Here is a 14,418-nt window from a genome sequence, read left to right as displayed (position 1 = left end):
CGTCCTCATTGAAAGGATTGATTTATTAATTTCAAAAGTGGACTGCTATGGATTTTGCTATTACTAGCTATCAACAATCGCTCTACGATTCAGCCTTGCGCTTTTCACAAGAAGTCTTGGATAAAGGGGCTGCAACAAGACTGTCAAAACATGTCTTTGACAAACCGCTTTGGCAAAAAGCCGCTGAGTTTGGATTTGCGGGACTCCCTATAGACGAAATGTATTGTGGTTCTGGGTTGAACGTACAAAACACCATGTTAATGGTTGAAGCGCTCGGTAAGGGCAGTCGAGATCTTGGTTTGGCGTTCTCTATGTGCGCGCATCTATTCGCCTGTGTCATGCCATTGGCTCGATTCGGCTCTACGTATTTAAAACAAACGTACCTTGAGGCGTTAAGCACTGGCGGCATGATAGCGGCCAATGCGGCAACCGAACCGACCGCGGGCTCTGATATCTATGCGATGGCCGCCACTGCGAAGAAAGTGGATGGTGGTTACCTCTTAAATGGTCAAAAGACGTTCATTACAAATGCTCCAGTCGCGGACGTCTTTATCGTCTATGCCAAAACGGCGCCTGAATTTGGTTTTATGGGGGTGTCTTGCTTTTTAGTTGAGAAAAGTGCGGCAGGTTTAAGTGTTGGGGCGAATCACCCTAAAGATTGTTTAAGTACCTGTCCTTGGAGTGATGTGTTTTTTGATGACGTGTTTGTGCCGGAAACTCACCTCATCGGTAGCGAAGGTGCGGGCGGCGCGATATTTCATGACTCTATGATTTGGGAAAAAGGCTGCTTGTTTGCGCTGTTTGCAGGTGCACTTGAGCGAATTGTAGAAAGTACCATCGAATACGCAAAAGAACGTAAACAATTCAAAAAACGCATAGGCCACTTTCAATCTGTGTCCAATCGCATCATCGACATGAAACTTCGTCTTGAGCAATGCAAATTGATGCTTTATCGCGCAGGTTGGAAGTATGACCAAGGTTTAGACGCGGAAATGGACATTGCAATGAGCAAAATGTTGATTTCTGACTACGCCGTACAATCGGCGCTCGATGCCATACAAACCTTTGGTGGCAGTGCGATGGACAGAGAAATGGGCATTATCCGCCAACTACTTGATGTACTGCCGAGTAGAACGTTTTCAGGAACTAATGATATTCAGCGCGAAATTATCGCGCGTAAGCTTGGGCTAAGGAGTGCATAGCATGGTTATTCAACGTATTTTTGCGGTTCTATATATGTTAGCTGGGATTGGCAAAGCGTTTCCTGCGCTTGAAAATATTCCGGAGATACTTGCGCGTGCAGCAAAAGCAAATGAAGGAACTTGGTATTATGCACCGAGTCTGTGGTTTGCAGAGCATGGCATGTTGATGTCTGCGTTTGTAGGCATTTGTTTATTCGGTTCTGGTTTAGCGCTTTGGCTCAATCCTCGTTGGGTGAAGCGAGTGATATATGCGCAGTTGGCGATGATGGTGGTCTTTATGACAATATTGCACCGCGCCGAACCTAAAGTCATATTTCTAGATAGTATTTTTATACTTGCATCGCTTTATTTCTTGCGTTTACAGCATCAACGTTTACCAAAACTCAAGGCACTTCTCAGTAAAAAATTCTCAGAGCCTAAAAGCTTAAAACGACCGGAGTCAAATGTGTTTGATAGCCAGTACGATGTTGTCATCGTCGGTGGTGGTGTATCCGGTTTGACCGCTGCGAGTGAATTTGAAGACGCGAGAGTATTAGTGCTTGAAAAGAGTCCAACATTTGGCGGCAATGCGCGCTTTCACTTGCATGATAATTTAAAGCACCCAACCGCGGGGGTTTGTTTTCAGGAACCACAACCAGGCTCGCAAATGGCCGCATTGTTGAAGAAGCTTGGATTAGCCGATGCTTACAAGAATAGTGCTGCGGCAACGTTAGTCTTTTTTGACACGAAGTTGTTATTAAGTTCAATCCTTGAGGTTACTGTTGGTTTCTTAAAATTTCCGAGTTATCTGATTAAACCGTCGGTGTGGGCGTTAACGGGCCAATTGTTGAAAAACGCCTTGATCGGTAAGCCTTATGTGGTTTCACCTAAGCAATTGGGCGATCCCATCTTTGCTGACCTTTATCAATTCTTAGACAATTTTCATCCGAGTAAGCCGCTGTATCCTGCTGTACCGTTTGTTGAGAACGACGCTTGGTCTCAAACCGATATGGCTGTTATGGACAAAATGTCTTTGTATACCTACTTGTTTGATGAAGCTAATCGACCAGAACTTCCAGAACACCTAGTGCCACCTAAAAAATTGGGCAAATTGGTTGAAAACGCCGTTGAGACAACGCTTCGTGTCGAGTGTTTAGATATCCATCAAGTATCAGCGTATGTTGGATTGCATTTCTTGGTTGGTTATCTGCGAGGCAATTTAGTCACGTTAGCTGGCGGAAATGGCAACATTAGTAGTGCATTGAACAATTATTTGAGCGCGAAGAAAAATGTCACGCTGGCGAATGAGGCGAAGGTTACTGCACTTGAGAACATCAATGAGGGTGTGCAGATTGCCTTTGAACGAGGAGAACAAGCGTTCACTATTGTAGCCAAACAACTTATTTGGGCTGCACCGAAGCCTGCGTTTACTGCGCTTTTCGACGATATTCCAAAAGCACAACTGGACGCAATTCAAGCGATTCGACACGAAGACTATTATCTCGCTAACGCATTATTGACCAAACCTGTTATGACCTCGTCATTCGGTGGATACATGATTGAACCGGCACCGAAAAACTCACCTTTCTCGTGGTGCCGAGCTGGTACGTGTTTAGTAGCGAACTGGATGGATGACACCACGAAAAGCAATGTCGGGGTACTAACAATGCTCAAGCCGACAACTCGAGATGAGCGCCAAGGACAGACAGCGAAAGAGGATTTCTTTGGTCTTCAACAACAAAGTTACTTTGAAATTGCGCGCGTGCTTGAAAATCAAGGTATTAATCCGAACATCGTTGAAGACATTCAAATATGGTATTGGCCGCAAGGGCTCGTGACATCCGTGATGGGTCAGCAAGCGCAGCAACTATTTGAAACGGCAAGTCAATCAATCGGTCACATTCATTTCGCCAACCAAGATAGTATTGGCGTTGGTAACATCGAAAGTGCTATTGCGGCTGCACATATTGCGGTTAGGCGTGTTCGTGACGCGGTTCAACCTCACCTATCTAATCAAGACAAGCGCGACACTTCGGAGGTAGTTTTATGAGTTCTTCATACGTCGTAGAAATTACGGGTAATAACACGCTAGAAAGGACGAGTCTCGGTGGTAAAGCACACTCGCTTAATCACTTAGTGCAGGCAGGTTTACCAGTACCGCCAGCGTTTTGTGTGACTGCACACGCCTATGAACAGTTTATCGGTGACGCAGTGCCAAGCGAAGTGATGAATAGCGGTGATCTTGAACAAATTCGCAGCGCGATTCTCGAGGCTAATTTACCGGATGCGATTCGTGATGCCATTGTCTCAGCGTATGAGCATTTAGGGTCAAGTAGCGATGTTGCCGTGCGTTCTTCAGCGCTGGATGAAGATGGTCAAAGTCAGTCTTTTGCGGGTCAATATGAAACGTACTTACACATCAATGGGCAAGAAGCGGTATTGAATAAAGTGCAAGCGTGCTGGGCATCGCTTTGGGCTGAGCGCGCTGCGGGTTATCGCAATGCAGATGCCTCACAAACGGCCATTGCTGTTGTACTGCAAACGATGGTGGCCGCTGATTGTGCGGGGGTTTTGTTTACTCGTGACCCCATCTCCAACCGCGAAGACAGATTGGTTATTGATGGTTGTTGGGGATTGGGAGAAGGCGTTGTCTCTGGGCAAGTTTCTACGGATACCTTCACGTTAGACAAAGTGAGCGGAGAATGTGTTGAAAAACAATTACGTCATAAATCTCACTATTGTATACGTCAAGAAAATGGTCACATTGCCTTGGTTGAAACACCAACAGAAAAACGCGACAGTGCCTGTTTGACGGCGCACCATTTAGAGCAATTGTGGACACTTGCAAAGCAAGCTGAAACGCTTTACTGCTGTGCATTGGACATCGAGTGGGCAGTAAAAGACGACAAAGTATGGTTGTTGCAGGCACGTCCTGTTACGACGACCAATCAAGCGTCGAGTGTTGTCTATGCAAACCCATGGGAAACGTCCCAGCCAATTAAAGAAGGTGCGTTCTTTTCTCGTATGGACACGGGGGAAATCGTTACTGGTTTGATGACGCCGCTCGGCTTGTCATTTTGTGAGTTTTATCAAAAACACATTCATGGCCCAGCAGTCAAAACGATGGGGTTAGCTGATATTGGTGATTGGTCTATTTATATGGGCTACATCCAAGGTCAGGTTTATCTCAATATTTCTGGTTCTGCGATGTTGCTCCGTCAATGTCCTCCAACACGCGATCAGATGAAATTTACCACGCGTTATGCAACATCAGATATCGACTTTACGAATTACAAAAACCCGTATGGCGAAGGTGTCGATGGCTGGGCATACACGAAAAGTGCGTGGCATTGGTTGAAACAACAAGTTCACAACATGCGTACAGCAGGGAAAACCGTTGAAAACATGATTTCGCTTCGCGAAAGAGAAACCAAACGTTTCCTTGCTTTGGACTTAGCGAATCTTTCTCTGACGGAATTGAATACAGAATTAAAACGTATTGATGGCTACTTCTTGGAAAGTTGTGCTGCGTATATGCCGTTCTTTTTACAATCGTTTGCCCTTTACGATGCACTAGCCGAAACCTGTCAGCATTATTTGCCAAACGAAGGTAATGGATTGCAAAACCGGATTAAAGCATCGATGAACAACCTTCGTACCATTGAAGTAACGCGCGGGATCCTCGATTTGGTGGATGTTGTTGCACCAAACGCAGAACTACGTTCGCTGTTCATGGCCACAGAAGCGGATGAGTTAGTAAAAATTCTACCCGAACATCCATTAGGTAAAGTGTTCTGGAACAATGAATTTGAAGCGTTTTTAGCTGAGTTTGGCTCGCGTGGTCGCCAAGAGTTTGAGTTGAGCTTACCTCGTTGGCGCGACGACCCAACCTATTTGCTTCAAGTAATGAAAATGTATTTAGAGCATCCGGTTGATTTAGAAGCTAAATTGGCGCAAACCGAAGCACTTCGACAAGCTGACAGCGATGCACTTCTCAATGCAATGCCTTGGCTAGGACGCTTCAAACTTAAAAACATCATTAAATTATACGGTGTGATGGCTGAACGACGTGAGGCGACGCGTCCTACCTTTATCACCGAAACATGGTTCTATCGCAAAATCATTCTTGAAGTCCTTGGCCGTTTAGAGAATCAAGGGATCGTGTCAAAAGAAGATTTGCCGTACATCGACTTTAACCAATTCCGTGCATACGTTGCCGGCGAAATTGCGCCACAAGAGGCATTTTCTCAGAAATTGCTCGACGCGAATCGCCACGCTCATTTGTTGAATGTACATGCTGAAGAACCTCCAATGTGCATCATTGGTGGCTATACACCAAAGGTCAAAGCTGCCGTGGCCGAGGGCCAAAATTCATTTAACGGACTTGCGGCAAGTCCAGGCAAAATTGTCGCTAAGGCTCGTGTCATTACGGATTTGCAAACGCAGGCAAAAGAGCTGAAACCGGGCGAAATTCTCGTGGCGAAATACACGGACGCGAGTTGGACACCTCTTTTTGCCTTGGCGGCGGGTGTTATCACCGATATTGGTTCGACACTTTCTCATAGCTGTATTGTCGCGAGGGAATTCGGTATTCCTGCAGTGGTTAATTTGCACCATGCAACAACAGCGATTGAAAGCGGCGATACCTTAATCCTCGACGGTGATGAGGGCGTGGTCATTATTCAACGCGAATAACTTACATCTTGAGTCCTGTGGGGGTGTAAACCCCCTTTACAAGATAGCCAATTTCAATAAGCAACAAATGGATGGCGGGCATAGGTATGCCAAGCCACTGTGGGCTTTGTCGTGCCTAAAAAGCCGTCAACGCCGACGAAACCTAGATGGCAGCATAAGGAATTCATCATGACAACCATGATAGGAAAAACAACGTCAGCATCACACCTTTATGAGCAAGTGTGGCATGCCAACGAAGCCACAACGACGAATTCAAAGAAAGACACCATTACGGTGGGCGTAGTTGTTGTAACGAAAGATCCAGCATTTTTTCAAACGGGTCTGGGTGTGTTGAATGACATTCGAGATTATGTGTTCAAACGTGTTCAAATTTCAGCCGAGATCCCATTAAAGCTTTCAGCACTTGCACAGAGCGAGCTGTATTCTGAGGCAAAAGAGAAAGCGATCCATTTTCTTCGCAATCAAAAGAAAACCATTAACATTGAAGTGATCCAATGTGCCAGTTTAGCGGAAGCGACGGGTCGCATCATTCACGCCAACGCGTTAGCCGAACACCCTGAATTTCAAGTGGGCATGGTGTTTTATGATCAAACGTCATTAGGGTATACCGACGATAAAATTGACCAAATTGACCGTGACCTTGATGCGTTTTACCGCGCAATGCATAAAGTGGGCATCCCGGCGTTTTATTCGACTTTCTCGACCGTCACATTTATCCGTGATTTACGCACCCCGATCCGTTATTTGCCTCAGCAATATCGTGAAATTGTGCGTTCAGAAGACCCTGGCACCTTCCAAACAGAACTTCTTTGTTTGTGGATGGATTTCTTTGAAATGAATTACACCAACCGTCGAGTGAAACCTACCGGATGCGCTGAACCGCACAATACGTTGGGCGAAGAACTCATCAAGTTCTTTGGTCGCACGGCGCCAGGTAATTGGCTCGTGTCCTATTTCACCGGTTCTGTTGTGTCGAATTTGATAGGTCACTTAGACCGTCATGCCTCATCACAAGGCGGGCTTGTATTGCGTGGTCAAAATGAACATGCGATTGCATGTGGCGCAATCGCGAACTGGCAGCTCTACCGTAAACCGTTTTTAGCCGTGGTGACATCGGGTATGTTGGACGAGTTTAAGGGGACATTAATCAACCTAAAAGAAACGGCTGCCCAAGGGATTATCGTTGCTGCAGAAAACCGTTTAAGCCAGTGGTACAGTTTCCAAGGCACGATCACCGCAACAGAAGATACTCGCCAAGTATTTGAAGCGCGTGGGATCCCTTACGTGTATATGGACGAAGTCGAGAATATAACGGCGGATTTGGCGCGTGCATTTGAGTTGTTCCATCAAGGCAAAGGACCGGTTGTGATCTTGGCCACTCAAAACGTGCTTGAGTCTTCATTGCCACTCGATAAAGCGATTGAAGAAATCATCCCTGAAGTGATTGAGAATGAGCAAGTACTTCCTCAATCTGATGCGCTTAAACAGGCAATTGATTTGGTCAATAAAGGACCCGAGAAATTGGTGTGGCAGTTAGGTCCAGTGACGGAAGACGAATATGCGCTAGTGCATGAAATTGCTGAACAAGCGGGTATCGCGTTAGTTGACACCTTAGCGCACCCAGGTTCTGTACCGAAGTATTACCAAGGTAAGCGGAATCCGCATTTTTTGGGAACGTTGGCGATTTACGGTTATACGCCAAAGGTTTATCACTTCTTCCACACCAACGACAAACTCAATGAGCTGTCTGAGCAAAGCTTATTTATGATTAAAAGTCGTGTGGCACAGGTAGCGACGCCTTTCTCTGATGCGCGTTTAGAACGTAAAGTTCATGTTGTTCAAGTTACACATAACGAGCACCATCTATCGCCTTATGCAGACGTTAAAGTAAATATGAATTGCTTGGCGTTTTTACAGGCCATCAAAGATAACTTAAACGTCTCAGACGAGCTAAAAGCGAAACGTGTGGCGAACATTCATAGCTACGTGGATTCGCAATCGGATGTGATCAGTAAGCTCCCTACCCTTCCTATGTCACCCAACTACTTCTTTAGTCAACTTAATGGCGTCGTTGAGTCGCTCATTGAGCAAGATGGGTTTGATTACACGGGGGTTTATGACGTGGGTCGTTGCGGTATTTCTGCTGTTCGTAACGTGGCAAAAACACGTCGAGGATTCTCGGGATGGTACGGGCGAGCTCTGATGGGCGATGCACTACTTGCGTCTACCTACCTCGCGTTCACGAGTAACACGAACGTAATTGCGTTTATCGGCGATGGCGCAAAAGGCATTGTACCTGACATTTTACCTAGCTTTATCGACAACATTTTAAGCCACCCTGAACTTTTGGATAAAAGCATCACGGTATTTTACTTCTGTAATGGCGGTTTGTCGGTGATCAACACTTATCAAGAACGCATTTTGTTTAACCGTACTTCTCGCCAAATGCGTTTGGTGAATATTGACCAACCAGAGTATTCACTCGATGTTGGTGATTTCACGGTTCAAAACAAAACGCTGACTCGATTCGATGAAACGTCTATTCGTGAAGCGCTCACCTCAAAACGCCGACTGAATTTGTTCTCTGTTGTGCTTGGCCACAACAACGAAGGCGATGGCATGTCATTGGCAACAGCGAAAGGTTGGCAGCGCGATCCTGGCGATTTGGCCGAGCTTGAAGCTCGTCGTGCGCAGGCTCAATTATCAGAGACTCAACACAGTCCGACATTTGAAGATAGTACCCAACAAGGAGTGTCACTATGAAGTTTGGATTTATTGCACACCCGACGTCCGTAGGGCTGAAACGCTACGTAAAAATGCTTGATTTGTTGCAGCGTCATACTAATGAGCAACATAACGGATATAAGCGCAGCGAGTGGTCAAAGTCTAATCTTGTTTCCTTCATGAATTTTGCCAAAATCACTTCAGCCAGTGGTGCTACGTGTGAAGGCTTGGTGAAATACATGCCATTGACAGCAGAAGAGATGCTGGCGGATCCTCGGGCAATTGCGAATCGAGTCCTCGCAGGGATAGAAGAGTTGCATTCGGATGGCGCCGAACTCGTGGGCCTAGGTGGATTTACGTCTATCGTTGGTCGTCGTGGTGAGGCCACGGCTGCCAAAGCCCCTGTACCGGTAACGTCTGGAAACTCACTGACCACGTATGCGGGTTATAAAGCGATGATGCAAATTACCTCATGGCTTGATGTGAACCCTGAAATGCAGACCATAGGGGTGGTGGGTTACCCGGGTTCTATTTGTTTGGCATTGAGTCGCTTGCTTCTTGCTGAAGGGTTTAACCTCGCATTACTTCACCGGGCATCACACACGGATAAAGCGGAACTGTTATCACATTTACCAGAGAAGTATCACCATCGCGTGACGCTGACTGGTAACCCTGCAGATCTGTACTCAGCGTGCAAATTGTTTGTTGGTGCGACTTCTGCTGGCGGCATTATAGATGTCGAGTCTCTTCAGCCAGGCTCTATTTTTATCGATGTTGCATTACCTCGCGATGTGAATGTGAATGAACGCCCGGCACGTGACGATATTCTGATTATCGACGGTGGCTGTGTGACGGCAACAGATGCGGTGAAACTGGGTGGTGAATCGTTAAATGTCACCATAAAGCAACAGCTCAATGGCTGCATGGCCGAAACCATCGTGCTTGCCCTCGAAGGCCGTGCAGAAACCTTCTCTCTCGGCCGTTATTTGCCTCCAGAGCAAGTGCTTGAAATTGGGGAACTTGCCGAGAAACACGGTTTTTACGCCTACCCATTGGCATCGTTTGGTGAAAAAATTGATGCGCAGCACGTGACGAACTTAAAGCGTTACTACCATCAAGATATTTATGGGCAATCGAATAGCGAGACAAAAACGCTCGAATTCATTGATGCGGTGATCCACGCCTCACCTTCTCGAGAAGATACGCTAGACCGTCACCACCAATTCGTGAACCCGATGTTGGTTGAATTTTTAAAGCAGCAACGCTGCGACCACGTTTTCAATCAAGCACATGGCACATCATTAAGGACGGTCAATGGTGAAACGTACATGGATATGGTTGCAGGGTATGGCTGTTTGAACTTAGGGCATAACCCAACAGCAGTGACTAAAGCAGTAAGTGACTACTTGCAAGCGCAAGGCCCGAACTTTATTCAGTACATCTCCATTCCAGAGCAAACGGCGAAACTTGCGGAAGTATTGTGTCATGTAGCACCAGGTAATATGGGGAAAGTTTTTTTCAGTAACTCAGGGACTGAAGCGGTCGAAGCGGCAATAAAACTGGCAAAAGCCGCGACGGGTAAAGCAGGGATTGCTTATCTGAAAAACAGCTACCATGGTAAAACACTCGGTGCATTGTCCCTTACGGGACGAGAAAAACATCGTACGTTTTTCCAGCCTTTATTAAGTGCCATGGTCGAAGTGCCATTTGCAGATTTAGACGCGCTACGTATTGCGTTGTCACGTGATGATGTCGGTGCCTTTATTCTTGAGCCAATCCAAGGTGAAGGCGGCGTACATGTGCCACCTGAAGGTTACTTGCAAGCCGTACAAGCGCTGTGTCAGGAAACGGGCACGTTATTGATGGTCGATGAAATTCAAACGGGGCTTGGCCGCACAGGTAAGCTTTTCGCTTGTGAGTGGGAAGGCATTGAACCGGACGTGATCATGCTTTCTAAGTCACTTTCAGGCGGCCTAATCCCGATTGGTGCCACATTATGTAAAAACAGCGTTTGGCAAACGGCTTACGGCACATCTGACCGATTTTTACTCCATACATCCACTTTTGGTGGTGGCAATATTGCCTCTGTAGCCGCCCTTGCGGCGATTCGTGAAATTATCGCCACTGACTTACCAAAACGCTCAGAAGAGCTAGGTGGTTATTTCAAAGCACAATTGCAAGCGGTTGCGGATAAGTACCCGTTTGTTGCTGAAGTCCGTGGTCGCGGTCTCATGTTGGGAATTCAATTTGAGCAAACGTTCGATGGTGCGGTTGCAGCATCTGCTCGAGAGTTCGCTACTCGTTTACCGGGCGATTGGCATACCACATGGAAATTCTTGCCAGATCCTGTTCGCGAACATTTGCAAGCGGCCATGACGCGCATGGAACAATCATTAGGTGAAATGTTCTGTCTGAAATTTGTGACCAAGTTCTGTATTGATCATCAAATTTTGACGTTCGTTACCGCGAACAGTTCAACGGTTATCCGTATTCAACCTCCACTGATTATCTCAAAGGACGAAATCGATCGCTTCGTCAGTGCTTTTGCCACTGTTTGTGAAGAAATGTCCACATTTTTAGACTAAGGAAGTTTTTATGACACTCAACAAACAAGACGTAGTAAACCACATGATGGGCTTTTTTCAGGCAAAAGCCGTCACTTCTGCGCTTTCTTTAAAAGTATTCGACCACTTTAAAAAAGGTGGTCTAAACGCGCAGCAAGTTGCAGCGAAAATTGCAAGCCCAGTACGTTCCACCGAACAATTGCTTATCGCACTGCATGCGATGGGGTATTTGCAAAAAGAAGGTGATACGTACGTATTGCCAGAAGAACATCATGCGTTTTTGTTAAGCGATCAGCCTTTGTGGTTGGGCTGGTTAGGACGCCACATTGATACGTTCCTTTACCCGCTTTGGGAGCAATTACCAGAAGCAGTAAAAACCGACTCTAATCAGCGAGAAGCGGTCTTTGGTGACAATCGTAGCTGGTTTGACATCCTGTATCAAAACCCAGACGACGTTGCTGACTTCCAAGAGTTTCTTGGTAAATTCGCTCAGCCGTTTATTGAAGGCTTTGTCAGCCAATACGATTTTTCTCAACATCGCGCATTTCTCGATATTGGCAGTGGTATCGGGTCGCTACCAATCGCCGTTGCGAATGCGTTCCCGGACGTGAAACTCGCGATTTGTGAATTGCCACAGGCGTCGGCGTTCCTCCGCGATAAATTGGGTTCACAAGGCTATGGCGAGCGTATTGATGTGGTCGAAGGTGATGTGATCAAAGGCTATTTACCGATCGGTGATTTTGATCTCATCCATTTGGGTTGGATGCTGCACGATTATGCACCGGATACGCAAGTGACCATTTTACGCAATATCTACAATGCGATGCCTGCAGGCGGTCGTTTCATCGCGTCAGAAACCCCGTTGAATGATGATAAATCCGGTCCTGAATTCACGGCTCTGCTTTCATTGAACATGTTGGTGTCGACGGATGGCGGTATTGAAAGTAGCACGTCCGAATATCTAGAGCGATTCAAGCAAGCTGGATTTAGCAATGCACGTATTTTAGAAATTCCTGGCCCTCGAATGCTTATTGTGGGCGAAAAAACAGCGTAAGGAAGCACTATGTTGAAAGAAAAATTAACGGACTTTATCGCCACGCAGTTTCTTGATGGTGAACGTGATGGGCTTGAATTAGATACACCGTTGTTTGAGCTAAACATTGTTGATTCAGCGGCTATTTTCGATCTTGTCGACTTTCTTAAAGCCCAGACCAATTTAAACATTGGTATGCAGGATATTCATCCGGGGAATTTCGCCACGATTGCGGCAATGGTCGCGCTGTGTGACACCCTACAACACAACCAGACACAAGGAGCGACGGCATGAGTGAACAAGCACAATCGCACCACGCTATTACAAACGTGACTATCAAGACTTTTGCAACCTTAACGGAATACGCGCCAGAGCAATTGGATACAACCAGTCACTTAGAAAATGATTTTGGTATCGATTCAATAGCGCTGGCTGAAGTAATGGCGGCACTAACGAAGGAATTTGCATTAGAAACGCCTCTGACAACGCAAGGTGTCGAAACAATTTCGGATGTCATAGGCAAGCTAAGTGCTTTAGGTGTCAGGATCGCTGCACAAAATGCAAAAGAAACGTCGTCTGTTGACGTTGATTGGCTTAAGTCACAAGTTTACGAGGTTGTGTCTGAATTTAGCGGATATGCCACGTCGGATTTGAATGATCATGCTGAAATTGAGAGTGATCTTGGCATTGATTCAATTACCATCGTATCTGCTCAAGGCGAGTTATTGAAGCGTTTGAATTTGCCGGAATCAACGACACTTGCTACGGCAAAAACCTTGGCTGAGCTTCACGCTACACTCGATGCGTTGGTGAAATCACACCATGGCGACGCTTGGCAATTTGAAGGTAGCGCTCACGCGAATACGGAAGCCGCAATCGAGGAATCAAACGAAGAAAAAGTGCACACTATTGAAGTGGGCGATGGTGACACGCGCACGATGCGTGATTTTGTTGGTCTCCAACACCCTGATTTGTTCCATAAGGCGCGTGAATTCAAAACATTCTATGAGCGTAAGAAAGAACAACAATTGTTCTGGTACGGCATGCCGCTTGAAACCCCTTGTAAGAATCGAGCGGTGATCTTTGACGAAACAACAGGTCAAAGCCGTGAGTTTTTGATGTTCGGCTCCAACAGCTATTTAGGTCTATCAAACCACCCTGAAGTCATTGCGGCTATCCAAGATGCGGCGGGAAGTTTTGGTGCGACCAATACAGGCTGTCGTATTATTGCTGGCAGTAACGTTTTGCACCTAGAGCTTGAGCGCAAACTGGCGAAACTTAAAGGTCGCGAAGGTTGTATCGTTTACCCATCAGGCTATTCCGCAAACCTTGGGTGTATTTCAGCGCTAACAGGGAAAAACGACATCGTGTTTACGGACGCGATCAACCACATGAGTATTCAAGACGGCATAAAACTCTCAGGTGCTCAGCGTAAAATCTATAACCATTCACTGACCAGTTTAGAAAAATCACTCGCGAAATACGCAGATCATCCTGGCGGTAAACTCATCGTCACAGATGGTGTGTTTAGTATGCACGGTGATGTGGTCGATCTTCCTCGTCTAATGAAGCTTGCAGAGCGTTATGGTGCGCGGGTTTTGGTTGATGATGCACACTCAACAGGGGTATTGGGAAAAACCGGTTCGGGTACGACTGAGCACTTCAATATGAAAGGTCAGGTCGACATCGAGTTGGGCACAATGAGTAAGGCGTTGTCTGGGCTTGGCGGGTTTGTATGTGCTGATGGGGATGTCGTCGACTTCTTACGTTTCTATTCAAATTCGTACGTGTTTGCTGCGACAATCCCTGCGCACGTGGCGGCCGGTGTAATTGCATCGATCGACATAATGCTTAGAGAACCTGAGCGCTTAACGCAGCTTTGGGACAACATCTATTATTTCCGTACGATGTTGCTGCAAGCTGGTTTTGACCTTGAAAACTCTGACTCGGCGATTGTTCCAATCGTGGTTGGTGATGACGCGAAGACGTTGGCCTTTGGCCGCGCGGTTCGTGCGCGTGGTATGTATTGTCAAACGGTAGTTTTCCCGGGCGTCAGTGTTGGTGATGCACGCTTACGTATCAGTATTACCAGCGAACACACGAAACAAGACTTAGATGAAGCCTACGCGATTCTAGTCGAAGCGGCACTTGAGGTTGGCGTACCAATCAGCTTTGGAAGTGCAAACAGTCATCAGTTAAAAGCTTAACCACAGGAGGCCGA

Annotated in this window: 8 protein-coding genes; all 8 read left to right on the top strand. The window is 46.5% G+C overall.

Annotated features, from left to right (window positions below):
* Nucleotides 1-47: 47 nt before the first annotated feature.
* The 8 genes from NI389_RS19770 to NI389_RS19735 all read left to right on the top strand — a co-directional run bounded on the left by NI389_RS19770 (nt 48) and on the right by NI389_RS19735 (nt 14,404).
* Nucleotides 48-1,202: an acyl-CoA dehydrogenase family protein gene (locus NI389_RS19770; RefSeq protein ID WP_308363221.1), complete on the top strand. Its 1,155-nt coding sequence runs from the start codon at nt 48-50 to the stop codon at nt 1,200-1,202.
* A gap of 1 nt (nt 1,203) precedes the next feature.
* Nucleotides 1,204-3,231 (top strand): DUF6041 domain-containing protein, encoded by a 2,028-nt coding sequence (locus NI389_RS19765; protein ID WP_308363219.1) that lies wholly within the window; start codon nt 1,204-1,206, stop codon nt 3,229-3,231.
* Nucleotides 3,228-5,876 (top strand): PEP/pyruvate-binding domain-containing protein, encoded by a 2,649-nt coding sequence (locus tag NI389_RS19760; protein WP_308363218.1) that lies wholly within the window; start codon nt 3,228-3,230, stop codon nt 5,874-5,876. The genes NI389_RS19765 and NI389_RS19760 overlap by 4 nt, the downstream gene beginning before the upstream one ends.
* A gap of 168 nt (nt 5,877-6,044) precedes the next feature.
* A complete protein-coding gene (locus tag NI389_RS19755) occupies nt 6,045-8,639 on the top strand; it encodes a biosynthesis protein PigD (RefSeq protein ID WP_308363217.1) in 2,595 nt (864 codons plus the stop codon).
* A complete protein-coding gene (locus NI389_RS19750; protein ID WP_308363215.1) occupies nt 8,636-11,185 on the top strand; it encodes an aminotransferase class III-fold pyridoxal phosphate-dependent enzyme in 2,550 nt (849 codons plus the stop codon). The genes NI389_RS19755 and NI389_RS19750 overlap by 4 nt, the downstream gene beginning before the upstream one ends.
* A 10-nt stretch (nt 11,186-11,195) precedes the next feature.
* On the top strand, nt 11,196-12,218 hold the full coding sequence (locus NI389_RS19745; protein WP_308363214.1) for a methyltransferase: 1,023 nt from the start codon (nt 11,196-11,198) through the stop codon (nt 12,216-12,218).
* A 9-nt stretch (nt 12,219-12,227) separates the two neighbouring features.
* On the top strand, nt 12,228-12,491 hold the full coding sequence (locus tag NI389_RS19740) for an acyl carrier protein (protein ID WP_308363213.1): 264 nt from the start codon (nt 12,228-12,230) through the stop codon (nt 12,489-12,491).
* Entirely contained in the window at nt 12,488-14,404 is a 1,917-nt protein-coding gene (locus NI389_RS19735) for an aminotransferase class I/II-fold pyridoxal phosphate-dependent enzyme (protein WP_308363212.1), read from the top strand. The genes NI389_RS19740 and NI389_RS19735 overlap by 4 nt, the downstream gene beginning before the upstream one ends.
* Nucleotides 14,405-14,418 lie beyond the last annotated feature (14 nt).

Origin of the sequence: Pseudoalteromonas xiamenensis, from assembly GCF_030994125.1 — a bacterium.
In the GTDB taxonomy this organism is placed as follows: Bacteria; Pseudomonadota; Gammaproteobacteria; order Enterobacterales; family Alteromonadaceae; genus Pseudoalteromonas; species Pseudoalteromonas xiamenensis_B.
This window is presented reverse-complemented; position numbering and strand designations above follow the sequence as displayed.

What these genes read in the sequence shown, in the direction of transcription:
- NI389_RS19760 (WP_308363218.1), top strand. Translation starts at nt 3,228, where the DNA reads ATGAGTTCTTCATACGTCGTAGAAATTACGGGTAATAACACGCTAGAA.
- NI389_RS19745 (WP_308363214.1), top strand. Translation starts at nt 11,196, where the DNA reads ATGACACTCAACAAACAAGACGTAGTAAACCACATGATGGGCTTTTTT.
- NI389_RS19755 (WP_308363217.1), top strand. Translation starts at nt 6,045, where the DNA reads ATGACAACCATGATAGGAAAAACAACGTCAGCATCACACCTTTATGAG.
- NI389_RS19750 (WP_308363215.1), top strand. Translation starts at nt 8,636, where the DNA reads ATGAAGTTTGGATTTATTGCACACCCGACGTCCGTAGGGCTGAAACGC.
- NI389_RS19770 (WP_308363221.1), top strand. Translation starts at nt 48, where the DNA reads ATGGATTTTGCTATTACTAGCTATCAACAATCGCTCTACGATTCAGCC.
- NI389_RS19765 (WP_308363219.1), top strand. Translation starts at nt 1,204, where the DNA reads ATGGTTATTCAACGTATTTTTGCGGTTCTATATATGTTAGCTGGGATT.
- NI389_RS19740 (WP_308363213.1), top strand. Translation starts at nt 12,228, where the DNA reads ATGTTGAAAGAAAAATTAACGGACTTTATCGCCACGCAGTTTCTTGAT.
- NI389_RS19735 (WP_308363212.1), top strand. Translation starts at nt 12,488, where the DNA reads ATGAGTGAACAAGCACAATCGCACCACGCTATTACAAACGTGACTATC.